Here is a 21,583-nt window from a genome sequence, read left to right as displayed (position 1 = left end):
CCGCACGGAGTTTGGCTCCGTAACCTGGGACGCACTGTGAACACCGCTGCCCCCGCCCTGACCCCGACCACCCGGGCCCTCGCCTGGTGCCTGCACCTGCTGGTCGTCGGCCTGCTCGCCCTGGCCGCCGGCCGCGCTCCGGCGGACGGCAGGCCCCACGCCGGGGCGATCGCCGCCACGGCGGCGGTGTGCGGCCTCGTCTACGCAGCCGGTCCGCTCCTGCCCCGCGTCCGGACCTCGCGGCGGGCCGCCGCCTGGTGGCTGACCGCCGTGGGAGCCGTGTGGGTGGCGCTGCTGGCCCTCACCCCCGACGCGGTGTGGGTGGCGTTCCCGCTGTACTTCCTCCAGCTCCACCTGCTGCGCCGCCGCACCGGCCTGGCCGCGGTGGCCGCCACCGCCGTGGCGGCCGTCGTCGCCTTCGCCGCCCACACCGGCTCCTTCGGCCCGGCCATGGCGATCGGTCCCGCGCTCGGCGCCGCCGTCGCCGTCGCCGTGGTCTGGGGCTACCAGGCCCTGTACCGCGAGAGCGAACAGCGCAGGCGCCTGATCGAGGAACTCACCGCCACCCGGGCCGACCTCGCCCGGGCCCAGCACACCGCGGGCGTGCTCGCCGAACGCGAGCGGCTGGCCCGCGAGATCCACGACACCCTCGCCCAGGGACTTTCCAGCATCCAGCTGCTGCTGCGCGCCGCCGAACGCGCCCTGCCCGGCCGGCCCGACACCGCCGCCCGCCACGTCGACGCGGCGCGCCAGGCCGCCGTGGACAACCTCGCCGAAGCCCGCCGCTTCGTCGCCGCCCTCACCCCGCCCACGCTGGAGGGCACCACCCTGGCCGGCGCCCTGGAACGCCTGTGCGCCACCACGTCCGCCCGCCACCGCCTCACCGCCCGCCTCCACCTCACCGGCGACCCGGTTGCGCTGCCGACCGCGCACGAGGTCGCCCTCCTGCGCATCGCCCAGTCCGCCCTCGCCAACACCGTCCGGCACGCCCGGGCCACCACCGCCGAGGTCACCCTCAGCTGCCTCGGCGACCACATCGCCCTCGACGTCGTCGACGACGGACACGGTTTCGACCCCGAGCGGCTGCCCGCCCCCGACCCTGAGGCAGGCGGCTTCGGCCTCGCGGCCATGCGCGCCCGCGTCGACGCCCTCGGCGGCACCCTGACCATCGAGGCCGCCCCCGGCCACGGCACCGCCCTGGCCGCCCGGCTCCCCCTCGTCCCGCCTACCGAGCCCGAGGCCCGCCCGTGACCGACGCCGCCCCCATCCGCCTGCTCCTGGCCGACGACCACCCCGTCGTACGCGCCGGGCTGCGTGCCGTACTGGAAACCGAGCCCGGCCTCCTCGTCGTGGCCGAAGCCGCCACCGCCGAGGACGCCGTCGCCCGCGCCGCCGGCGGCGACATCGACGTCGTCCTGATGGACCTGCAGTTCGGCAGGGGCATGGGCGGCGCCGAAGCCACGGCCCGGATCACCGCCCGCCCCGGAGCGCCCCGCGTGCTGATCGTCACCACCTACGACTCCGACGCCGACACCCTGCCCGCCATCGAGGCCGGCGCCACCGGCTACCTCCTCAAGGACGCACCGCCCGAGGACCTGGCCGCCGCCGTCCGCACCGCCGCCGCCGGACGCACCACCCTGGCCCCCGCCGTCGCGGACCGCCTGATGAACCGGCTGCGCACACCGGGCACCGCCCTGACCCGGCGCGAGACGGAAGTCCTCTCCCTGGTCGCCGACGGCCTGTCCAACCAGGCCGTCGGAGCCCGCCTCCACCTGACCGAAGGCACCGTCAAGTCCCACCTGGCCCGCGTCTACGCGAAGCTCGGCGTCGACTCGCGCACCGCCGCCGTCGCCGCCGCCACCAGCCTCGGCCTCATCCGCCGCTGACCCCGGGGAGCCCCGCGACCGCCGCCTGCCCGAGGGCTGCCGGCCGCCGCCGCCCGAGCCGCTGTAGTGGGCGAAGACGACGACGTCGCTGTCGTAGCCGCGGACGCCGGTGCAGGCGCCGCCGCAGGTGATGAGCCGCAGCTCGGGCGTGGGAGCGGGTCCGTGGACCGCCTCGGTGGGGAAGCGGTCCCTGGCCACCGTGACGACCAGGTCGACGGCGAAACGGGCGGTGATCCCGTCGGCGCGCCGGATGCCCACCCGGTCCCCTGCGCGGGCCTGACCCAGCCGCCAGAAGACGGCTCTGCCGCCCGGCAGCCGCGCCGAGTCCACATGGCCGAGCAGCACCGCCGGCCCCGTCTGCCCCGGGGCGGAGCCGCCGTCGTACCAGGCGGCCGCGCGTGCCTGCTCCGGACGCGGCACGGCCACGGTGCCGTCCGCGTTCGGGCCGAGGCTCAGGATGTCCGCGTGGATGCCGAGGCGTGCGAGGTCGATCCGGACGGGAGGGGAGCGGTCCAGCGCGGGCGCGCCGGGGGAGCGGTGGCCGGCGGGCGCGGGGGCAGGGACGCGGGGGCAGGGGCGCGGTGGCCGGGCGCGGTGGCCGGGGCCCGGGGCGGCGGATCGGGCATCTCCAGGACGCCGAGGAACACACCGGCCAGACCGGTGAGACCCGCGGTGGCGCACACCGCCACCGGCCACGGCGACCGGCCGTCGGCGCGGCCCGGCGGTGGGTCGCCGGGCCCCGGCCGCCTGTCGCCGGGCCCTGGCCGCGCACGGTCACGTCCCGGTTTTGCCCGTCACCGTCTTCCGCCGGCGCGCCACCGCGTTCCGGCCGGCCGGTGCCGAGCCCGCCCCGCTCGCTGCCGCGCCCGCCCCGCGTCCCGGCCGGCCGCCGTCCGCGTCCTCAGCCGCGCGTGGCACCGCGGCGGCGCCGTAGCAGCAAGGCGCCCGCGCCCGCGCCTGCCAGGGCCAGCGCGCAACCGGCGGCGACGAGCGGTGTGGTGGAGGCCTGACCCGCGCCGTCCCCGGCGTCGGCCGCTCCCTTGGGCAGCGCGGCCGGTGCGGACACGGTGGCCTGCGGCGCGGCGGACTGCGGACCGATGGACTGCGGGCCTACGGACTGCGGGGCGGCGGACGGCCCGGCGTGCCGGCTGAGCCAGGTCAGGAAGTCCGTGATCTCCGACTCCTGGCCGGTGGCACCCGAGGCCGCGGCCGTGCGCAGTTCGGCGTGGACCGCCCGGGCCTGCGGCTCCAGGAACTCGACGAGACCCGAGGTGTGGTGCGGGATCATCATGTTCACGAACGCGCGGTCGAACCCGTCGCCCTGGGCCGTCGCCCGCAGCCCGGTCATCAGCCGACGGACCTCCTGGTCCAGCTCCGCGACCGTCTTGCGGACACCGGCGGGCAGCTTCGCCATGGCCTGTGCGGGCGTCATCCCGTACCACTGGCGCAGCCAGCGGGTGAACTGCACCACCTGGAGCTGATGGGCGTCGATCAGGGTCTGCGCACGCGTGCGCAGGGCGCCGTCCGCGCCCCGGTCCGTCTCCAGCCGGGCCATGTCGATGGCGGCCTCGTGGTGCGCGATGATCCCCACGAGGAAGGCGGTCTCCAGGTCCTTGCCGCGCAGCGCCGCCAGTTCTCCGCCGAGCCGGCAGGCGAGCGGCGACAGGGACGACGTCGACCCCTCGTCCCCGGTGTGTGCGCCGGAGGTCGCCGAGGGGACGGGGGCGGGGACGGTGGCGGCGACGGCCGGTGCGGCCGGTGCGCACAGGGCGGCGCCGAGCGCGAGCAGCACGGCGCCACGAGGGGACCAGGGGACGGGTACGGGTATGTTCACGGCGGAGCCCTTCTGGGAGGACCGGCGTCGGGCGGAACCGGCGCGGGCCGCCCCTCTCACGGGTGACGGGCCGAGCGGCATGCGGTGCGTGCCCGGTTCGGTACTCACCGTAGGGACAGGCCCGGCCCGGGACCGCGCCGGTGTGCTCCATCCGGCCGTACACCGGCGGCCCCGCCCGGACGGCACACAGCCTCGCCCGGACGGCACGCGGGCTCCGTCCGGACGGCACGCGGGCTCCGTCCGGACGCCGCACGGGCTCCGCCCGGACGAAGCGCGGGCGGCTCCGGCGGGCGGGTCCTACGTCCGGGCGTAGGCGCCCTGGCGTAGGTCCGACCGGCCGCGACGTAGGACTCGCGTCCGTTACGCCGCCGGGCCCGACTGCCTAGGGTCCTCGCCATGGAGGAGACAGGAATTCTCGACGAGGCGCTCCAGCGGCTGCACCGGTGCGGGCCGGAGCGGCTCGGGCGGCTCACCAACCACGCGCCGATGGCGGTCGAGGCGCTCGCCGCGCACGGGCAGGCCGGCTCGGTGCACCGCTGGCTGGATCGGTACACCGGCAAGCTGGAGGAGTTCCCGTCGGGCACCGAACCCGTGACCGCCGCCGACTGGCGTACGGCGCTGGGCGATCCGCGCCGGGTCGCCGACTGGATCGCCTACTTCGAGCGCGAGAGTGCGGAGCGCCCCTGGCGCGACGTGCTCACCGAATGGTGGCCCCGGCTGCTGCCCGGCATGTACGGCGGCTCGACGCACCCGGTGATCAGGGTGGGGCACGCCGTACGCACCCTGCTGACCGGCGAGCACACCGGGCCCCGCCTGACCGAACTCGCCCACGGCCTCGGCTACTGGGCCGCCCGCCACCACCCCGTGGCGGACATCGCCCCGCTGCCCGGCGCCGGCAGCGCGGCCGCCGCCCTCGACGCGGTGGCGCCCATCGCGGCCCAGGACGGCGGCTTCCCGGACCGGCTCGGCCGCGTCACGGGTCTGCCCGTGTGGGCGGCCACGGTCACGGACCCCGACGAGGCGCACCGCCGCCTCACCGAACTGGTGCGCGCGGCGACGCACCGGTACGCCACCCACGGCCACGGTGAGGAGACGATGCTGGTCCACGCGGCCACGGCCCCCAACGCCGTACTGCGCACGCTGCCCGCGCTGCCCAGGGCCCTGTGGGCGCCGGGCCTGCGGGCCGCCTGGACGGCCTCCGCGGCGGTCACCGCGATGTACGCGCCCCGGGACCCCGTCGCGTACGTGCCACCGGGCACGTTCACCCCGGAAGAGGTCTTCGCACGGGCCCTGGCCCACGGCGACGAACACGTCATCAAGCTGACCGACACCGCCCTCGACGTAGGCGACGAACAGGCGCTGGCAGCGGCGCTGCGCGCCGTCGAACTGAGCGAGCCACCGGTGTGACCGCGCGCACCGCGCCGACCGCGCGGCCGTCCTCGCGAGGGGCCGGGCGGCCCTCGTCCCCGCGCGCGTCCGGGCCTTGCGCACCGCGTCGCTACGCTCGACACCACGATGAAGAACCACACCACTGCGCTGGGTCCGAAGGCCGACAAGGTCACCGTCCGACGGCACAACCTCAGCCTCGTGCTGAGGACCGTGCACGACGCGGGCGAGGTGACACGGGCCCAGATCGCCACACGGGTCGGACTGACCCGGGCCGCGGTGTCCTCCCTCGTCGAGCAACTGCTCGTCCACGGATTCGTCACCGAGTGGGGCAAGACGAGCAGCGGCCAGGCGGGCCGCCCCGGCACGGTCCTCAAAGTGGCCCGGAGAGGCCCTGCGGGCCTCGGTGTGGAGATCAACGTCGACCACGTCGTCGTCTGCGTCGTCGACCTCGCCGGCACCGACCGCGTCCGGCTGGAGGAGCACGTCGACAACCGCGGGGTGCAGCCCTCGCAGGTGCTGGAACGGGCCGCCCGGCTGGCCGCACGGGCCCTCGGATCGGCGGCCGAACAGGGACTCGACCCCGTCGGAGCCCATGTGGCGGTGCCGGGCCTGGTCACCGGCGGCACCGTGCGGCAGGCCCCCAACCTCGGCTGGCGGCGGGTCGCCGTGGAGGGACTTCTCGCGCAGGCACTGTGCGCGCTGCGGCCCGACCGGCCGCCCCTGCCGGTCAGTTCCGACAACGAGGCGAACGCCGCCGCGCTCGCGGAGCTCTGGTACGGGGCCGGGACGGAGGGTGTGCGCAGCTTCCTCTACCTCACCGGGGAGATCGGCATCGGTGGCGCCCTCGTGCTCCAGGGTGAACTGCTGCGCGGCGCGCACGGGTTCGCCGGCGAGATCGGCCACATGGTGGTCGACCCGGACGGGCCGCTGTGCCGGTGCGGCGCCCGGGGCTGCCTGGAGCAGTACGCCGGACAGGCCGCCCTGCTGGACGCGTCCGGCATCGGCACGGGCGCGGGGGTGCTGGGCGTCGCCGAACTGCAGCGGCGGGCCCGGCGCGCGGACCCGGCCGCGCTCTCGGCCATGGAGCGGGCCGGGCGCGAGCTGGGCGTGGCGGTGTCGGGAGCGGTGAACCTCTTCGACCCGGACGCCGTGATGCTCGGCGGCGTCTACCGGGAGTTGATGGAGTGGCTCGCCCCGGCCGTCGAGCGTGAACTCGCGCGCCGGGTGGTGTCCGGCCTGTGGCGCGAGGACCGCACCAGACTGCGCGCGGCCTCCGCACTGGGCGGCGCGGCACGCGGCGCGGCCGGAGTCGTCGTACGGGAGGTCCTGTCCGACCCGGCGGCGTACGCCGAACACGCCCCGCGACCGGCCTGACCGGCACCCCGCCCCCCGCCCCGGGACCGGCCCGACCGGCACCTCGCACCCCCGTCCACTCGCCCGAGCCCGCCCCTGAGCCCGGCCCCGGGGCCGCGTCCGTGCCAGGCCCCGGGCCGAAGTCCGGGGCCGGTCCCACGCACCTCGCCCGGGTCCTGGGCTGGGGCGGGGCCCCTGCCGGCGCCTGCGGCCGGGGCCTCGCCCCGGCCTCGCCCGCGCGACCTCGGCCGGCCCCGCCCCTCGACGTCGGCCGGCCCCTTGCCCTCGACGACGCCCGCCCTCAGTCGGCCCCACGGCCCCGCCACCGCCCGCAGCCGTCCCCGTCCCCGAGCCCGCGCCCCCGCCCGGTTCCCGCGCCCCGCCCCGCTGCCGGCCTCCGTCAGCCGTCCTGCGCCGCGATCAGCGCCCGGTACCAGTGGTAGCTGTCCTTCGGTGTGCGTTGCTGCGTGTCGTAGTCGACGCGCACGATCCCGAAGCGCTTGGCGTAGCCGTACGCCCACTCGAAGTTGTCCAGCAGCGACCACACGTAGTAGCCGCGGACGTCCACGCCCGCGTCCATCGCGGCCCGCAGCGCGTGGAGGTGGTCCCGCAGGTAGGCCACCCGGTCGGTGTCGTGGACCGCTCCGTCGGGACCCACCTCGTCCTCCTCGGCCGAACCGTTCTCGGTGATGTGGACCGGCGGCAGAGCGTCCCCGTAGCGCTCCTTGAGGGACACCAGCAGGTCGGTGAAGGTGGCGGGGGCGACCGGCCAGCCCATGGCGGTGCGGCGGACGCCCGGCAGCGGCACCTCCTCGTAGCGGTTGTCCGTGGCCACGCGCCGGGCCGGGTCGCTCTCGCGGTGGGGGGCGTCGGCGACGACGATCGGCCGGTAGTAGTTGATCCCCAGGAAGTCCAGCGGCTGGGAGATGAGGTCCAGGTCGCCGTCGCGCCGGAAGTCCTGCCCGGTGATCAGCTCGCCCCAGGTCTCCTCCTCGGCGGCCGGGTAGCGGCCGGCCAGCAGCGGCTCGGTCCATACCAGGTTGTGCAGGGTGTCCGCGCGGACGACGGCCGCCCGGTCGGCGGGGGAGTCCCCGGCCGGCAGGTTGCGGTCGAGGTTGAGCGTGATGCCCACCTCGCGCACGCCCGCCTCCCGCAGCGCCCGTACGGCGAGGCCGTGGCCGACGAGCAGGTGGTGGGCCGCGGCCAGTGCTCCCCGGCCCTCGCGGGCGCCGGGCGCGTGCCGCCCGACGGAGTAGCCGAGGAAGGCGCTGCACCAGGGCTCGTTGAGGGTGATCCAGCGCGGCACGCGGTCGCCCAGGTGCTCGGCGACCACCGCCGTGTACTCGGCGAACCGCTCCGCCGTCTCCCGTACCCGCCAGCCGCCGCCCGCGGCGGAGCCGCTGCCCGGCGGAGTCTCCAGCGCCTGCGGCAGGTCCCAGTGGTAGAGGGTCGCGGCGGGCTCGATGCCGGCCGCCAGCAGTTCGTCGACCAGCCGGGAGTAGAAGTCCAGGCCCTTCGGGTTCACCGGGCCGGTGCCGTCCGGCACGACGCGCGGCCAGGCGATCGAGAAGCGGTACGAGTCCACCCCCAGCTCGCGCAGCAGTGCGACGTCCTGCGGGTAGCGGTGGTAGTGGTCGCAGGCCACGTCCCCGGTGTCGCCGCCTGCGACCAGACCGGGGGTGTGGCTGTAGGTGTCCCAGATCGAGGGGCCGCGGCCGTCCTCCCGTGCCGCGCCCTCGATCTGGTACGAGGCGGTCGCGGCGCCGAAGACGAAGCCGGGCGGGAAGCCGAGGTGGTCGCTCATGGCGTGCTGCTCATCTCCGTGTTCGAGGGCGTCACTTGACGGATCCGCCGGTGATCCCGGCGGCGATGTACTTCTGGGCGAGGACGAGCAGGACCGCCGCCGGGACGGCGGAGAGCACGGAGGCGGCCATGACGGAGCCCCAGTCGCCGACGTGGGCGCCGATGTACTGGTAGATACCGAGCGTGACCGGCTTGACGTCGTCCGTCGTGTTCAGGGTGAGCGCGAACATGAAGTCGCTCCACGCGAACAGGAAGGCGAACAGGCCGGAGGTGATCAGGGAGTTGCGGCTCATCGGCAGCACGACCCGCACGAACGTCCGCACGGGACCGGCGCCGTCCATCTGCGCGGCCTCGATCACCTCGCCCGGGATCGACACCATGAAGGACCGCATCAGCACGATGGAGAACGGGATGCCGAGGGAGGCGTCCGCCAGCATCAGGCCGAAGTAGGAGTTGACCAGTCCGAGGTCGACGTAGGAGTTGTAGAGGGCGTTGGCGATGACGATGCCCGGCACCATCTGGGTGATCAGCGTGCCGAACACGATGGTCCGCGAGCCGCGCAGCCCGAACCGGGCCAGCCCGTACGCGGCCGGCGCGGAGATCGCCAGGCAGATGACGACCGCGCCGAGCGAGACGGCCAGCGAGGTGAGCAGGTGGCCGCCCTGGTCGCCGAGGGCCTTGGAGAAGCCGGACAGGTCCAGGCTCCCGGGCACGGGGTCGACCTGGAGCAGCCCCGAGGCGGGCTGGAGCGCGGTGTTGAGCATCCAGTACAGCGGGAAGAGCATCACGCACAGGATGAGCACGCCGGCGACGGTGGAACCCCAGCGGCGCCTGGAGGTCTTGGGTGTCTGAGAGGCCACGGACGTCACTTCCCCTCGGTGCGGTTGGCCCGCAGGTAGAACACCGCGAACACGGCGGAGACAAGGATGAGTACGTTGCCGACGACGGCGCCCGCGCCGAAGTCCAGCTGCACGAAGGAGTTCTGGTAGGTGAGCGTGCCCAGGGTCTGGGTGGCGTCGGCCGGGCCGCCGTCTGTGAGGGCGAGGATCAGGTCGAGGATCTTGACCGTCGACATGAAGCCGAGGACGAGGACGACGGTGATCACCGGCCGCAGCGTGGGCAGGGTGATGGAGCGGAAGGACCGCCAGGCGGAGGCGCCGTCCAGGGAGGCCGCCTCGTACAGCTCCTCGGGGATCTCCTGCAGACCGCCGTAGAGGATGACCATGTTGAAGGGGACGCCGATCCAGATGTTGACGAGGATCACCGACAGCAGGGCCATGCCGGGACTGGTCAGCCACGGGGTGTGCCCGCCCAGGCCCAGGGTGTCCAGGAAGGAGTTGAGCACGCCGGTGTCCTGGTCGAGGATGCGCCGCCACACGATGCCGGACACCACCATCGGCACCAGCCAGGGCAGCAGGATCAGGGAGCGCAGCACCCCGCCGAGCGGGAACCTGCGGCTGAAGAACACCGCGAGCGCGAGGCCGATGCAGAACTGCCCGAGCAGCGAGCCGGCGGTGAACACGAGTGTGTGCCACAGTGCTTTGCCGAACAGGGCGTCCTGGAAGACCTTCGACCAGTTGTCGGCGCCGTTGAAGGGGGCCTCACCGGTGAAGAAGGTCTTCGGCGTGTAGTGCTGGAAGCTCATCACGACGTTGCGGACGAGCGGGTAGCCGAAGAACAGCAGCATGAAGACGACGGCGGGGGCGACGAACCCCCACTGCGCGAGGCGGCGGCGCAGCCGCAGCCGCCGCGGGTCCGGGGCGCCGGCGGTCCGGACCGCGGCGGGCGCCGGGACGGTGACGGTGGACGTGGTCATGTGCGCGTACCTCAGTTCCCGCTCGTGGCCCGCTGCTGGGCACGCGTCAGGGCGGTCTTGCTCGACTCGCCGGTCAGGGCCGACTGGAAGGCGCTCTGCAGGGCGAGCGACACGCCCGACCATCCGGCGCCGAGCTTCGCCGTACGGGAGCGGGCCGCCGCCACCTGGTCGGCGAGGGCGTCCAGCTCGGGCACCCGCTCGCGCCAGACCGCCGCCGCCCGCTCGTCGGCCGGGACCATCCAGCTGTTGAGCGCGTACGTCAGCTGCTCCTTCTCACCGGCCAGGCAGGCGACGATCCGCCCGGCCTCCTTCTCCCGGGTCCGGTCGCCGGTGTTCGGCACGGTGAGCACCGCACCGCCGAGGGGCCCCACGGACTTCTCCCCGGCGCGGGGCACGGGGATCTGCGCGATGCCCCAGTGCAGCGACTTCTTCGTGTTCAGCGTCTCCACCTGCCACGGGCCGTTGATCATCATGGCGGCGTTGCCGGCCATGAACTGGTCGTTGACGTCCGCCTGGGTCCAGCTGACCGTCGACTTGGACAGCGAGCCGTCCTTCAGCAGGGACTTCCAGAAGTCCAGGGCCGCCACCACGCGCGGTCCGTCGAGCCGGGTCTCGTCGCCGCCGGCGGACCACATGAACGGCGTGAACTGGAAGACGCCGTCCTCGGCGCCGCCCGCGCTGAGCGCCAGGCCGTACCGCTTGCCGTGGGTCAGCTTCGCGGCACTGGCGCGCAGTTCGGCCCAGGTGGTGGGGACCTTCAGGCCCGCCTTCGCGAGGACGTCCTTGTCGTAGAAGAGCGCCAGCGTGTTCACCGAGCGGGCCGCGCCGTAGTACGTGCCCTTGTAGGAGCCGAAGTCGACGATGCCCTGCGGGACGTGGTCGGTGCCCAGGCCCAGGGAGCGCAGGTCGGTCAGCCCGCCCGCCTCGGCGAACGTGGGCATCTCGGACGCGTCGAACTGCACGATGTCGGGCAGTGACTTCGAGGACGCCATGCGCAGCGCCTTCGTCATCACCTGCGCGGCCGGGACGCTCTGCTGTTCGATGCTCACGCCGAGCTGCTTGCCGCAGCGAGCCATCGCCTGGGCGTCCCAGCGGTGGTAGGACTCGTCGGTCGAGGAGTTCAGCACGGTGTACACGTCGCCGTCGCGCTGCTGTCCGCAGCCGGTCAGGGCCGCCCCGGCGACCAGGGTGAGGACGGCGGCGAGCGGTGCGCCCGCCCGGCGCGAGCGTCCGCGGCGCCCGACGGCCGGGTCCCGGCCCGGCCGGCCGAAGGTCCACCACCCGGAGGCGAACCGATCTTCGGGAGTCGCGTTGAAGCGCTTCGACATGCTGCGGCCCTTGCTGTCGTGTCACCCGGCGGCGTCGCCGGAGGCTTTGTTTGCTGAGATGACTAATACGGCAATCGCCAGCTCCGCGCTAGACCCGCAACCGTGTTCGTTCGCCCACGGTATGAAGTGGCACTCCGTGCCTGAGCGGAGATCATGCCTGGTCAGTGGCTTGGAGTTGCGGCGAAGTGATCGCAGCTGGGATTTGTTCTGTGTACGATCAAATCCCGGGCGACAGCCTCCGCAGTCCCCCCGCCGAACAGCCCCGTCCCCCCGAGGAAGACCATGAAGTTCACCAACGGGTTCTGGCGCATCCGCGACGGCGTCCAGATCGCGTACGCCACCGAGGTACGCGACGTCCGCGCCGAATCGAAGCGCTTCACCACCTATGCCGCCGTGCAACGGGTGACCCGCAGAGGGGACACCCTCAACGCCCCGCTCCTCACCGTCGACTGCTTCTCGCCCGCCGAGGGCGTCATCGGTGTCCGGATCACCCACCACGCGGGCAAGCGGCACCCCGGCCCGGAGTTCGCCCTCGCGGCCGAGCCCGGCGGCGCGGGCGCGGTCCACCGGCACGGCACCGTCACCGAGCTGGTCAGCGGCCCGCTGACCGTGCGCCTGGACCACGCCGCCCCGCACACCCTGAGCTTCCACGGCGCCGACGGACGGGAGCTGACCCGGGCCGGCCGCAAGGGCACCGCCTTCGCCACCACCGGGGACGGCGCGCACCACGTCATCGGCCAGCTCGCCCTCGGCGTGGGCGAGCAGGTCTACGGCCTCGGCGAGCGCTTCACCTCGTTCGTCAAGAACGGCCAGGTCGTCGACGTCTGGCAGGCCGACGGCGGCACCAGCAGCGAGCAGGCGTACAAGAACATCCCCTTCTACCTGTCCTCGCGCGGCTACGGCGTCTTCGTCAACCACCCCGGCGCGGTCTCCTTCGAGGTCGGCTCCGAGTCCGTCGGGCAGGTGCAGTTCAGCGTCGAGGACCAGACGCTGGAGTACTACGTCGTCGCGGGCCCCACTCCGAAGGACGTCCTCACCCGCTACACCGCCCTCACCGGCCGCCCGGCCCTGCCGCCCGCCTGGTCCTTCGGCCTGTGGCTGACCACGTCCTTCACGACGGACTACGACGAGGCCACGGTGATGTCGTTCGTCGACGGCATGACCGAGCGCGGCATCCCGCTCTCCGTCTTCCACTTCGACTGCTTCTGGATGCGCGAGTACCAGTGGTGCGACTTCCAGTGGGACCCCGACGTCTTCCCCGACCCCGAGGGCATGCTCACCCGCCTGAAGGCCAAGGGCCTGAAGGTCAGCGCCTGGATCAACCCCTACATCGCGCAGAAGTCACCGCTGTTCGACGAGGCCGCGCGCCTCGGACACCTGGTGCGGCGGCCGAACGGCGACGTGTGGCAGTGGGACCTGTGGCAGGCGGGCATGGGACTGGTCGACTTCACCAGTCCCGACGCCCGCGCCTGGTTCCAGGCGAAGCTGAAGCCGCTGCTGGACCAGGGCGTGGACTGCTTCAAGACGGACTTCGGCGAGCGCGTCCCCACGGACGTCGTCTGGCACGACGGCTCCGACCCGGAGCGCATGCACAACTACTACACCCACCTGTACAACCGGACGGTCTTCGAACTGCTGGAGAAGGAGCGCGGCCGGGGCGAGGCCGTACTGTTCGCCCGGTCCGCGACCGCGGGCGGCCAGCAGTACCCCGTGCACTGGGGCGGTGACTGCTGGTCCTCCTTCGAGGCCATGGCCGAGTCGCTCAGGGGCGGCCTGTCCCTGTCGCTGAGCGGCTTCGGCTTCTGGAGCCACGACATCGGGGGCTTCGAGGGCACGCCCGACCCGGCGGTCTTCAAACGCTGGCTGGCCTTCGGCCTGCTCTCCTCCCACAGCCGCCTGCACGGATCGTCGTCCTACCGCGTGCCCTGGGAGTTCGGCGAGGAGGCCGTGGACGTCACCCGGCGCTTCACGCTGCTCAAGCACCGCCTCATGCCCTACCTGTACGGTGCCGCCGCCGAAGCCCACCGCACCGGCGTCCCGGTGATGCGGCCCATGGTCCTGGAGTTCCCCCACGACCCGGCGTGCCGCCCGCTGGACCGCCAGTACATGCTCGGCCCCGACCTCCTGGTCGCCCCCGTCTTCAGCGAGGTGGGCGAGGTGGAGGTCTACCTGCCCGAGGGCACCTGGACGCACCTGCTCAGCGGCGAACGGGTCACCGGTCCCGCATGGCGCACCGAACGGCACGGCTACGACAGCCTGCCCCTCTACGTCCGCGAGGGCGCCGTCCTGCCGCTGGCCGCCGACGACCGGCGGCCCGACGGCGACTGGCTGGACCACCTGACCCTGCTCGCCCACCCGCGGGCCGCGGCCGACGACACCTGCCGGGTCCAGGTACCCGACCTGACCGGCGCACCGGCCGCCGTGTTCCACGTCCGGCGGGAGGGCGGCCTGCTGCGCGTCACCGCCGAGGGCACCGACCGGCCGTTCACCGTGCGCGTGGCGGGCGGGGCGAGCGCGCGGGGCACGGGAGAGGTGACCGTCGCGCTGGAATGAGGGCGCGACCGCCGGCGGGGCCCGTGCTCGGTCGGCGACCGCCGGTGCGCCGACCGCGCCCGCCCGGACACGGTACGGCTCAGCCCTCGGCCTCCTGCTCCGTGAGCGTCCAGGCGTACTGCAACCAGTCCGCCACCGTGACGGCGCCCAGGCCCGCGCACACCAGCCGGGTGGCGCGTGGCGCGCAGACGTAGCCGCCGGTGAGGGCGCCGGCCACCCAGACCGAGGTGCAGAACGGGCACGACACCAGGTCGCCCACCGCGCGCCGGACACCGCTGCCGCGCGGCTCGTCCATGACCTCACCGGCCGGTATCTCCTCCGTGCGCCGGGTGAAGGGCGCCCGCAGGAAGCTGGTGACCTTGTCCTTCGTCAGCAACCGGGAAGCCTTGAACGTCGCCGCGCCCAGCAGGGCCACGTCCCACGGCGGAACGCGCTCGGGCAGCCGCAGGCCGCGCCGGCGGGCCACCCCGGCGAACAGCGCCGTGCCCGCCGCGAACGCCCCCGCGAGCGCGGCGTACCCGCCCAGCGGCACCTCGTCCCGGTCGTCGTAGGACCCTTCTCCGGCCGCCATGCATGACCTCCTCGCGCGTCGTGCCGATGCGCGGGGCCGGGTGCCCAGCGGGGCACCGCGTCACACGTGCGCGGGCCCGGCCGGTCCACCGGCCCCGTACGAGGGCCCTCTTCGGCAGGCCGCGGGGGAGCTTCGGCGAGGTCGGCGTGGATCCGGCTCCTCGGGGTACCCACGGCGCATGGCGGTGGGCAGGAGCACGACAGGACGGCCGCACGGGGGAACCGGGGGGACTGCGGGAGCGACGAACCCGGCACTGGGACGCGCCCTGCTGCGCTGGGCCACCACGACCGATCACAAGGTGATCGGCAACCTCTACATGGCGACGGCGTTCTCGTTCTTCCTCTTCGGCGGGGTGCTCGCCCTGCTGATGCGGGCCGAACTCGCGCGCCCAGGTCTGCAGTTGGTGAACGCGGCCCAGTACAACCAGCTGTTCACCATCCACGGCACGGTGATGATGCTGCTGTTCGCGACCCCGATGTTCGCCGGGTTCACCAACGCGGTCATGCCGTTGCAGATCGGCGCGCCCGACGTCGCGTTCCCCCGGCTCAACGCGCTGTCGTACTGGCTGTACCTGTTCGGCGGGCTGACGGTGGTGTCCGGATTCCTGGTGCCCGGGGGAGCGGCCGGCTTCGGCTGGTTCGCGTACGCGCCGCTCAACAGCGCGATCCGCAGCCCCGGCGCGGGCGGTGACCTGTGGGTCATGGGACTGGTGGTCACCGGCCTGTCCACGACGCTCGGCGCGGTCAACTTCATCACCACGATCCTGTGTCTGCGCGCCCCCGGCATGACCATGTTCCGCATGCCGATCTTCACCTGGAACGCGCTGTTCACCTCGATCCTCGTGCTGCCCGCCTTCCCCGTCCTGACCGCCACCCTGCTCGCGCTGGAGGCGGACCGCAAGTTCGGTGCGCGGATCTTCGAGGCGGGCGCCGGCGGGGCGCTGCTGTGGCAGCACCTCTTCTGGTTCTTCGGGCACCCCGAGGTGTACATCGTCGCCCTGCCGTTCTTCGGTATCGTCTCGGAGATCATCCCGGTCTTCAGCCGCAAGCCGATCTTCGGTTACCTCACCCTGGTCGGTGCCACCATCGCCATCACCATGCTCTCCGCGGTGGTGTGGGCCCATCACATGTTCGCCACGGGCGCGGTGTTGCTGCCCTTCTTCTCCCTGATGTCGTTCCTCATCGCGGTGCCCACCGGCGTGAAGTTCTTCAACTGGATCGGCACCATGCACAAGGGGTCGCTGTCCTTCGAGACGCCCATGCTGTGGTCGCTCGGCTTCATGGTGACGTTCCTGCTCGGCGGGATGAGCGGCGTGCTGATCGCCTCCCCGCCGCTCGACCTGCACCTCACCGACAGCTACTTCATCGTGGCCCACCTGCACTACGTGCTCTTCGGCACCGTCGTGTTCGCGATGTTCGCCGGGTTCTACTTCTGGTGGCCGAAGTTCACCGGCCGGTTCCTCGACGAACGGCTCGGGAAGATCCACTTCTGGACACTCTTCGTCGGCTTCCAGACCACGTTCCTCGTCCAGCACTGGCTCGGCGAGGCGGGCATGCCCCGCCGCTACGCCGACTACCTGGCCGCCGACGGGTTCACCCTGCTCAACACCGTCAGCTCCATCGGCGCCTTCCTGCTGGGCCTGTCCACGCTGCCGTTCCTCTACAACGTCTGGAAGTCGGCCAGGGACGGGCGCAGGGCGGAGGCCGACGACCCCTGGGGCTACGGCCGTTCGCTGGAGTGGGCGACCTCCTGCCCGCCCCCGCGCCACAACTTCACCGCGCTGCCCCGCATCCGCTCCGAGTCCCCGGCGTTCGACCTGCACCACCCGGACGTGGCCGAGCGGAACACGCGCGGCAGCAGGCCGGCTGACGGACCGGCCGACGAGAGGCTGCACCTGTGAAAACCGAGGCCCGGCTCTTCACCGGCGTGGCGGTGTTCTTCGCCCTGTCCGCCGCCGGCTACGGCTGGTGGGCGGCGGAGCCCGCCGGCACCGCCGCCCTGGCCGTCACCGGCCTGACGGCCGCGCTCGTCGCCGTCTTCCTGCGGGTGCAGCACCGCAGGCGCGGCCCGCGCGCCCAGGACCGCTCCGACGCCGAGGTCGTCGACACGGCGGGGCCGCTGGACTTCTTCTCCCCGCACAGCCCCTGGCCCCTCGTGGCCGCCCTCGGCGCCGTACTGGCGGCCCTGGGTGTCGTCTTCGGGCTCTGGCTGGCTCTGATGGGCTTCGGTGTGCTCGGCTGCGGGATCCTCGGCCTGGTCTTCCAGCACGCCGGCCGGGACGACCCGAACAGCGCGCCGACCGGGCCGGACGTCGTCGTCCGGGCCGCCGGTCAGCGCTCCGGCCCGCGTTCCGGTCCCGGCTCGCCCTCCTGAGCGTCCGGCCCCGCCGCGTCGTCGCCGTGGTACCAGGCGCTGAGAGCGGCCCGCAGCCGCTGCACCTGCGGTACGTCCCCGCCGTCGGCCTCCGGTGAGACGAGCGGCCTGGGCACCCGCCGGGCCGCCCTGATCGCGTAGCCGGTCTCCTTGTCCAGGGGCGCGTGCCGCTCGGTGTAGCCGCCGCTGACCGTCTGCCGTACCTCGCCGGTCTCCTCGCCCTCGGCCAGCCGCTCCAGTTCGGCCTCCCGCAGGGCCAGGCAGACCCGTTTGGTGACCATGAGGGCCAGCGGCGGCAGCAGCACGAGAGCGACGCGGAAGACCCAGGTCAGCGTGTTGAGGGAGATCCTGAAGGTGTGGGCGACGACGTCGTTGCCGCCCGCCGCGAGCAGCACGCCGTACAAGCACAGGCCGGCGACGCCGAGCCCGGTCCGCACGGGCCGGTCGCGGGGCCGGTCGGCCAGGTGGTGCTCTCGCCGGTCACCGGTGATCCACGCCTCGAAGAACGGATACGCGTACACAGCCGCGAACAGGACGAGCGGCAGCACGACGGCGGGCAGGAGGACGTTCCACATGACGGTGTGTCCGGCGATGGTGGTCTCCCACGGCGGTACCAGCCGCAGCGAGCCCTCCAGGAACCCGACGTACCAGTCGGGCTGCGACCCGCTCGACACCATGTCGGGACGGTAAGGGCCGTACATCCAGACGGGGTTGATCTGTGCCACCCCGGCGAGCAGGGTCAGGGTGCCGGCCACCGTGAAGAAGAGCCCGGCCGAGCCGGCCATGAACTGCGGGAACAGCGGCTTGCCCACCACGTTGCCGTTGTCGCGGCCCCGGCCGGCCCACTGGGTGTGCTTCAGGTGGAACACCAGGACCAGATGGGCGGTGACGAGGGCGAGCAGCAGCCCGGGAATCAGCAGGACGTGCAGCGAGTACAGCCGGGAGATCAGCTCGTGCCCGGGGAACTGGCCGCCGAAGACGAAGAAGCCGACGTACGTGCCCACGACCGGGACCGACAGCATGACGCCCTGCGCGATCCTCAGGCCCGTCCCCGACAGCAGGTCGTCCGGGAGCGAGTAGCCCGCGAAGCCCTCGGCGAGCGACAGCAGGAAGAGGGTCACGCCGATCACCCAGTTGAGCTCACGGGGGCGGCGGAACGCGCCGGTGAAGAACACGCGCAGCATGTGCACGCCGATCGCCGCGACGAAGACCAGCGCCGCCCAGTGGTGCAACTGCCGGATCAGCAGGCCGCCGCGCACGTCGAAGCTGATGTGCAGCGTCGAGCGGTAGGCGGCCGACATGCGGATCCCGTCCAGCGGCGCGTATGTGCCGTGGTAGACGACCTCGGTCATGTCCGGATGGAAGAACAGGGTCAGCCAGACGCCGGTCACCAGCAGCACCGCGAAGCTGTAGAGCGCGATCTCGCCCAGCAGGAATGACCAGTGCTCGGGGAAGGCCTTTCGCAGAAGGGTCCCCGCTTCGTGGAGGGGTGCCCGCCCGTCGAGGCGGTCGGTGGTCCGCTCGGCCGCGTCACGGAGCCCGGCCGCGGCCCGGGCCCTCCTCCTGCGCATCAGCACGGCGCACGGGTGCCCGTGCGCCGTCGGCGGAAACCAGGTGTGACGCTTCCTCTACGTGCGGTCGCCCTGCGGCTCGCCCCGCTGGTCCGGCGTGCCGTGCGGCGGCGGGCCGGCCGGCTGCGGGGAGGTCGCCGGGGTCACCGGGGGCCCGCGCGCGCCGCATGCTGCCCGGGGCGCGCGACCGTGGGCCCCCCGGGGCGGGCCGGGCACCCGACTGGAGTTGCCGCAGACGCCCGGTGAGCACCTCCGTGACCGGCACGCGGTCGGCGTGGGTGCGTTCGTGGGCGATCAGTTCCCCGACCTCCTCGGCGGTCAGGCAGCGCACGCGGCGCTCCAGGGAACCGAGGGGCAGCCGGTCGTGGTCGGGCAGGGGCAGGGTGCTGCGGCCGGGTTCCTCGGCCATGGAACTCACTTCCCCGGGACGACGGGCGCCCGTGGGCGCGGGGGCCGCGTGGCGCGGGACCCCGCGCCCCCGGGCGGCGCGCACGGCGCTCGCCCGCAGCGGTCGGCGGGGCGGTCGCGGATCAGTGACCGCCGGGGCCTCCGCTGCCGAACGAGCCGCTGCCGCCCTCGTTCCACCGCGGGCGCGTCTGCGTCGGGCTGGTCCGGGACCGGGCGTTGCCGTGCCCGGGCAGCTGGTGCGGCGTCAGGCGCCCGCCGTCCCGGGGCACCTCGTCCGGCTCCCGGTTCTCCAGCACCTCGCCGACCGGGCCGCTCTCCGGCAGCTTCGGCTGCTCCTGGGGGCGCGGCGGCGCGGGCTCCCGTCGGCGGATGCGCGCGCCCATCCAGAACGCGCCGATCAGCAGCGCCACCAGAACGAGTCCGGCGACGAACGGCCAGATGCCGATCGCGGCCCCGTGGGCCGCGGCGATGTCCAGCGATGCGTTGCTCATGGAGCGCGGGTACCCCTGGTCACCGGGGCGAACCCGGGGGGCTGCGCCGTCGGTCCGCCCGATGCGCCCACCGTGGGCGGATCGGCGTGGGCGGATCGGAGCGGGACGCCCGCAGCCGGGGGACTGCGATCAGTCGGAGCGGGCCTCGCGGGTACGGGAGCGGTTCGCCTTGCGGACCGCGTCCAGCAGCTCGTCCTTCGACATCCGCGAGCGCCCCTCGACCCCGAGGCGCTTGGCCAGGTCGTACAGGTGTCCCTTGGACGCACTCCGTCGACGCCCTCGCCGCTGCGCCCGCCCTGACCGCGGGGCCGGGCCGACCGCGGGTCGGAGGGGCCCTTGCGGCCGCCCTCCTTGCGCTCCCAGTGGTCGCCGACCTTCTCGTACATGTGCTTCAGCGCTCCGTACGCCACCCGGTGCGCCCGTTCACCCTCGCCGTACGTCTCGACGGCGGAGTCGTGGGCCTTGATCCAGGTGCGCTGGGCGTCCCCGGAGGAGCGCTCCAGCGTCGACGGCAGCTCCTGTCGTCCGGGCACGGGTATCCACCTCCGTGGGTCGGTCGCTCTGCGGCCGCCGCCCGAGTGCCCCGGCGGGCCGGCGGGAAACGAGGCGGGGCGCCGAGGCGGAAAGCGTGACGGAAAACCGCTCAGGACCGGGGGAGCACCGGGTTTGGCGGGTGCGGCACCGGCTACTCGCGAGACGTGACCACGACGCATACGACATCGTCGACGCCTTCGCAACAGGAACTCGTCCAGTTCCTGGAGGACCGCTTCGCGTGTGCGCAGGCGTGTACCGAGTGCGCGCGGGCCTGTGCGCTGCGCGCGAGCCTGGTGGATGTGGGCGGAGGTGAGGAGCAGGACCTGCTGCGACGCAGGGGCATCATGTGCGCGGAGGTCTGCGACGCCACCTGCAGAGTGCTGTCGGAGCAGAACAGCCAGGACGAGGCGGGCATCCGCACGCAGTTGGCCTGGTGTGTGACCGTCTGCCTGGAGACGGCGCACGTCTTCGACCGGCACCCGGGTGCGGAGCAGGCCGCCGACGCCTGCCGGACGTGTGCCAAGGCCTGCGGGGAGTTCACCGCGGTCCTGGACTGAACCGGACCGGCCGGGCCCACCCGCCCCGGCCGTACTCGCCCCGGGCGGGCCGTCGACGCGCCGCCGGGGGCGCGTTAGCCTGCCTGAGGTGGAGAGCATACGCACGGGTGAGCCGGCGGGGACGGGCGGCGATCGCGAGGGCGGCGATCCCGGGCTCTTCGGGCCGGACCCGGGGCTCTTCGGGCCGGACTCGGTGACCTGGCAGCTGCACAGCGACCCGATGATGTGGGTCGCCGGCATCCGGGCGCTGTACCTCCAGGCGCTGCACCCCCGCGCGGTGCGCGGCGTGATGGAGAACTCCGACTTCCGCCGCGACGCCTGGGGCCGGCTGATGCGCACCGCGGACTTCGTCGGCACCACGACGTACGGGACGACGGACGCCGCCGAGCAGGCCGGGGCCCGGGTGCGCAGGATCCACCGCATGCTGTCGGCCACCGATCCGAGGACGGGCGACCGGTACGGCGTCGACGCCCCCGACCTGCTGCTGTGGGTGCACTGCGCGGAGATCGACTCCTACCTGCACGTGCTGTGGCGGTCCGGGTTCCCGCTCACCACCGCCCGGGCCGACCGCTACATAGCCGAGCACCGGGAGAGCGCCCGCCTGGTCGGCCTCGACCCGCACACGGTGCCCGCGAGCCGGACGGAACTGGCCGCCTACTTCGGCTCCGTACGCCCCGAACTCGCGGCGGGCACCGACGCACGCGCCGTGGACGACTTCCTGCGCCGCCCGCCGGCGCACGCCCTGCTCGTCCCGGCGCGCGAGGTGCTGTGGCGGCACGTGGCGCACCTGGCCTACGCCTCCCTGCCGGCGTACGCGCACGAACTGTACGGCCGGCCCGCCCCCGTCCCCGCTGCCGTCACCCGCCGGCTGCGGGCCACCGGCACGCTCCTGCGCTGCGTGCCCGCACAGGTGCGCTGGCAGCTCCCGCCCAAGCACATCCTGCGCGCCGTCGCGAGGCTCGGCCCGGCGGCGCGTCCCGCGCCGTACCGGAGCGCCCGGTAGCCGCCCTGGCGGATGCACGAGGCGATCAGCCCGGACGCGTTGATCGGCGGCGACACCGGCTTCGCGCGCACCGCGCGAAGCGGCCACGGCTTCACCGGCCGCCGGCCACGCGA

Annotated in this window: 18 protein-coding genes and 2 pseudogenes; 9 read left to right on the top strand and 11 right to left on the bottom strand. The window is 73.8% G+C overall.

The window, feature by feature from the left end; translation table 11 throughout:
• Nucleotides 1-36 precede the first annotated feature (36 nt).
• Both ACFC02_RS03060 and ACFC02_RS03055 read left to right on the top strand, forming a co-directional pair.
• Nucleotides 37-1,251, top strand: a complete 1,215-nt coding sequence (locus ACFC02_RS03060) for a sensor histidine kinase (protein ID WP_376351314.1) — start codon at nt 37-39, stop codon at nt 1,249-1,251.
• Complete coding sequence (locus ACFC02_RS03055; RefSeq protein WP_376351311.1) at nt 1,248-1,886, top strand: response regulator; 639 nt, start codon at nt 1,248-1,250, stop codon at nt 1,884-1,886. Before ACFC02_RS03060 ends, ACFC02_RS03055 begins: the two co-directional genes overlap by 4 nt.
• A gap of 78 nt (nt 1,887-1,964) precedes the next feature.
• Here the strand turns inward: ACFC02_RS03055 and ACFC02_RS03050 are convergent.
• Both ACFC02_RS03050 and ACFC02_RS03045 read right to left on the bottom strand, forming a co-directional pair.
• Nucleotides 1,965-2,567: pseudogene (locus ACFC02_RS03050) on the bottom strand (sortase domain-bontaining protein); the annotation flags it as partial.
• 220 nt (nt 2,568-2,787) lie between these two features.
• Entirely contained in the window at nt 2,788-3,720 is a 933-nt protein-coding gene (locus tag ACFC02_RS03045) for a DUF305 domain-containing protein (RefSeq protein ID WP_376351308.1), read from the bottom strand.
• 396 nt (nt 3,721-4,116) lie between these two features.
• Here ACFC02_RS03045 and ACFC02_RS03040 point away from each other — a divergent pair, with 396 nt between their 5' ends.
• Together ACFC02_RS03040 and ACFC02_RS03035 are read left to right on the top strand one after the other, a co-directional pair.
• Nucleotides 4,117-5,127, top strand: a complete 1,011-nt coding sequence (locus ACFC02_RS03040) for a questin oxidase family protein (protein ID WP_376351305.1) — start codon at nt 4,117-4,119, stop codon at nt 5,125-5,127.
• Between the two features lie 108 nt (nt 5,128-5,235).
• The gene (locus ACFC02_RS03035) at nt 5,236-6,483 is read left to right on the top strand and encodes an ROK family protein (protein WP_376351302.1); all 1,248 of its coding nucleotides are present in this window, start codon (nt 5,236-5,238) and stop codon (nt 6,481-6,483) included.
• A gap of 379 nt (nt 6,484-6,862) precedes the next feature.
• Here ACFC02_RS03035 and ACFC02_RS03030 read toward each other — a convergent pair whose 3' ends face one another.
• From ACFC02_RS03030 to ACFC02_RS03015, 4 genes are read right to left on the bottom strand one after another with little or no spacing between them, the layout of a single operon-like run.
• On the bottom strand, nt 6,863-8,266 hold the full coding sequence (locus tag ACFC02_RS03030; protein WP_376351299.1) for a GH1 family beta-glucosidase: 1,404 nt from the start codon (nt 8,264-8,266) through the stop codon (nt 6,863-6,865).
• A 31-nt stretch (nt 8,267-8,297) separates the two neighbouring features.
• Nucleotides 8,298-9,125 (bottom strand): carbohydrate ABC transporter permease, encoded by an 828-nt coding sequence (locus tag ACFC02_RS03025; RefSeq protein WP_376351296.1) that lies wholly within the window; start codon nt 9,123-9,125, stop codon nt 8,298-8,300.
• A 5-nt stretch (nt 9,126-9,130) separates the two neighbouring features.
• Entirely contained in the window at nt 9,131-10,081 is a 951-nt protein-coding gene (locus ACFC02_RS03020) for a carbohydrate ABC transporter permease (RefSeq protein WP_376351293.1), read from the bottom strand.
• A gap of 11 nt (nt 10,082-10,092) precedes the next feature.
• Entirely contained in the window at nt 10,093-11,409 is a 1,317-nt protein-coding gene (locus tag ACFC02_RS03015; RefSeq protein ID WP_376351290.1) for an ABC transporter substrate-binding protein, read from the bottom strand.
• Between the two features lie 282 nt (nt 11,410-11,691).
• Between ACFC02_RS03015 and yicI the strand changes: the two genes are divergently transcribed.
• Nucleotides 11,692-13,962, top strand: coding sequence for an alpha-xylosidase (yicI, locus tag ACFC02_RS03010; protein WP_376351288.1), 2,271 nt, complete (start codon nt 11,692-11,694; stop codon nt 13,960-13,962).
• A 79-nt stretch (nt 13,963-14,041) separates the two neighbouring features.
• Here the strand turns inward: yicI and ACFC02_RS03005 are convergent, their stop codons facing one another.
• Entirely contained in the window at nt 14,042-14,533 is a 492-nt protein-coding gene (locus ACFC02_RS03005) for a DUF1360 domain-containing protein (RefSeq protein ID WP_376351285.1), read from the bottom strand.
• Nucleotides 14,534-14,711: 178 nt separating this feature from the next.
• On the opposite strand from ACFC02_RS03005, the gene ctaD reads away from it, so the two are divergent.
• Nucleotides 14,712-16,433, top strand: a complete 1,722-nt coding sequence (gene ctaD / locus ACFC02_RS03000; RefSeq protein WP_376351282.1) for a cytochrome c oxidase subunit I — start codon at nt 14,712-14,714, stop codon at nt 16,431-16,433.
• Nucleotides 16,430-16,906, top strand: coding sequence for a cytochrome c oxidase subunit 4 (locus ACFC02_RS02995; RefSeq protein ID WP_376351280.1), 477 nt, complete (start codon nt 16,430-16,432; stop codon nt 16,904-16,906). The genes ctaD and ACFC02_RS02995 overlap by 4 nt, the downstream gene beginning before the upstream one ends.
• On the opposite strand, the gene ACFC02_RS02990 is transcribed toward ACFC02_RS02995, so the two are convergent.
• The 4 genes and pseudogenes from ACFC02_RS02990 to ACFC02_RS02975 form a co-directional block, all read right to left on the bottom strand.
• Nucleotides 16,864-18,483 (bottom strand): cytochrome bc complex cytochrome b subunit, encoded by a 1,620-nt coding sequence (locus tag ACFC02_RS02990; protein ID WP_376351277.1) that lies wholly within the window; start codon nt 18,481-18,483, stop codon nt 16,864-16,866. The two genes, ACFC02_RS02995 and ACFC02_RS02990, sit on opposite strands and share 43 nt — an antisense overlap.
• A complete protein-coding gene (locus tag ACFC02_RS02985; RefSeq protein WP_376351274.1) occupies nt 18,437-18,886 on the bottom strand; it encodes a hypothetical protein in 450 nt (149 codons plus the stop codon). The genes ACFC02_RS02990 and ACFC02_RS02985 overlap by 47 nt, the downstream gene beginning before the upstream one ends.
• Before the next feature lie 121 nt (nt 18,887-19,007).
• Nucleotides 19,008-19,376 (bottom strand): DUF6479 family protein, encoded by a 369-nt coding sequence (locus tag ACFC02_RS02980; RefSeq protein WP_376351271.1) that lies wholly within the window; start codon nt 19,374-19,376, stop codon nt 19,008-19,010.
• A gap of 129 nt (nt 19,377-19,505) precedes the next feature.
• Nucleotides 19,506-19,909 (bottom strand): annotated as a pseudogene (locus tag ACFC02_RS02975) (ChaB family protein).
• A 165-nt stretch (nt 19,910-20,074) separates the two neighbouring features.
• Between ACFC02_RS02975 and ACFC02_RS02970 the strand changes: the two are divergent.
• Nucleotides 20,075-20,467, top strand: a complete 393-nt coding sequence (locus ACFC02_RS02970) for a ferredoxin (protein ID WP_376351268.1) — start codon at nt 20,075-20,077, stop codon at nt 20,465-20,467.
• 193 nt (nt 20,468-20,660) lie between these two features.
• Nucleotides 20,661-21,470 carry an oxygenase MpaB family protein gene (locus ACFC02_RS02965; protein ID WP_376351504.1) on the top strand — a complete coding sequence of 270 codons (810 nt, stop codon included), beginning with the start codon at nt 20,661-20,663 and terminating at the stop codon, nt 21,468-21,470.
• Nucleotides 21,471-21,583: the final 113 nt, after the last annotated feature.

Source organism: Streptomyces sp. NPDC056160, assembly GCF_042268205.1.
GTDB lineage: Bacteria > Actinomycetota > Actinomycetes > Streptomycetales > Streptomycetaceae > Streptomyces.
Note: the sequence above shows the minus strand (reverse complement) of the source record. Positions and strands in the feature narration are given on the sequence as shown.

Excerpts from the sequence above, each read along its gene's own strand:
- ACFC02_RS03040 (WP_376351305.1), top strand. The coding sequence starts at position 4,117 with ATGGAGGAGACAGGAATTCTCGACGAGGCGCTCCAGCGGCTGCACCGG.
- ACFC02_RS03035 (WP_376351302.1), top strand. The coding sequence starts at position 5,236 with ATGAAGAACCACACCACTGCGCTGGGTCCGAAGGCCGACAAGGTCACC.
- ACFC02_RS03030 (WP_376351299.1), bottom strand. The coding sequence starts at position 8,266 with ATGAGCGACCACCTCGGCTTCCCGCCCGGCTTCGTCTTCGGCGCCGCG.
- ACFC02_RS03020 (WP_376351293.1), bottom strand. The coding sequence starts at position 10,081 with ATGACCACGTCCACCGTCACCGTCCCGGCGCCCGCCGCGGTCCGGACC.
- ACFC02_RS03015 (WP_376351290.1), bottom strand. The coding sequence starts at position 11,409 with ATGTCGAAGCGCTTCAACGCGACTCCCGAAGATCGGTTCGCCTCCGGG.
- yicI (WP_376351288.1), top strand. The coding sequence starts at position 11,692 with ATGAAGTTCACCAACGGGTTCTGGCGCATCCGCGACGGCGTCCAGATC.
- ACFC02_RS03005 (WP_376351285.1), bottom strand. The coding sequence starts at position 14,533 with ATGGCGGCCGGAGAAGGGTCCTACGACGACCGGGACGAGGTGCCGCTG.
- ctaD (WP_376351282.1), top strand. The coding sequence starts at position 14,712 with ATGGCGGTGGGCAGGAGCACGACAGGACGGCCGCACGGGGGAACCGGG.
- ACFC02_RS02985 (WP_376351274.1), bottom strand. The coding sequence starts at position 18,886 with ATGGCCGAGGAACCCGGCCGCAGCACCCTGCCCCTGCCCGACCACGAC.
- ACFC02_RS02980 (WP_376351271.1), bottom strand. The coding sequence starts at position 19,376 with ATGAGCAACGCATCGCTGGACATCGCCGCGGCCCACGGGGCCGCGATC.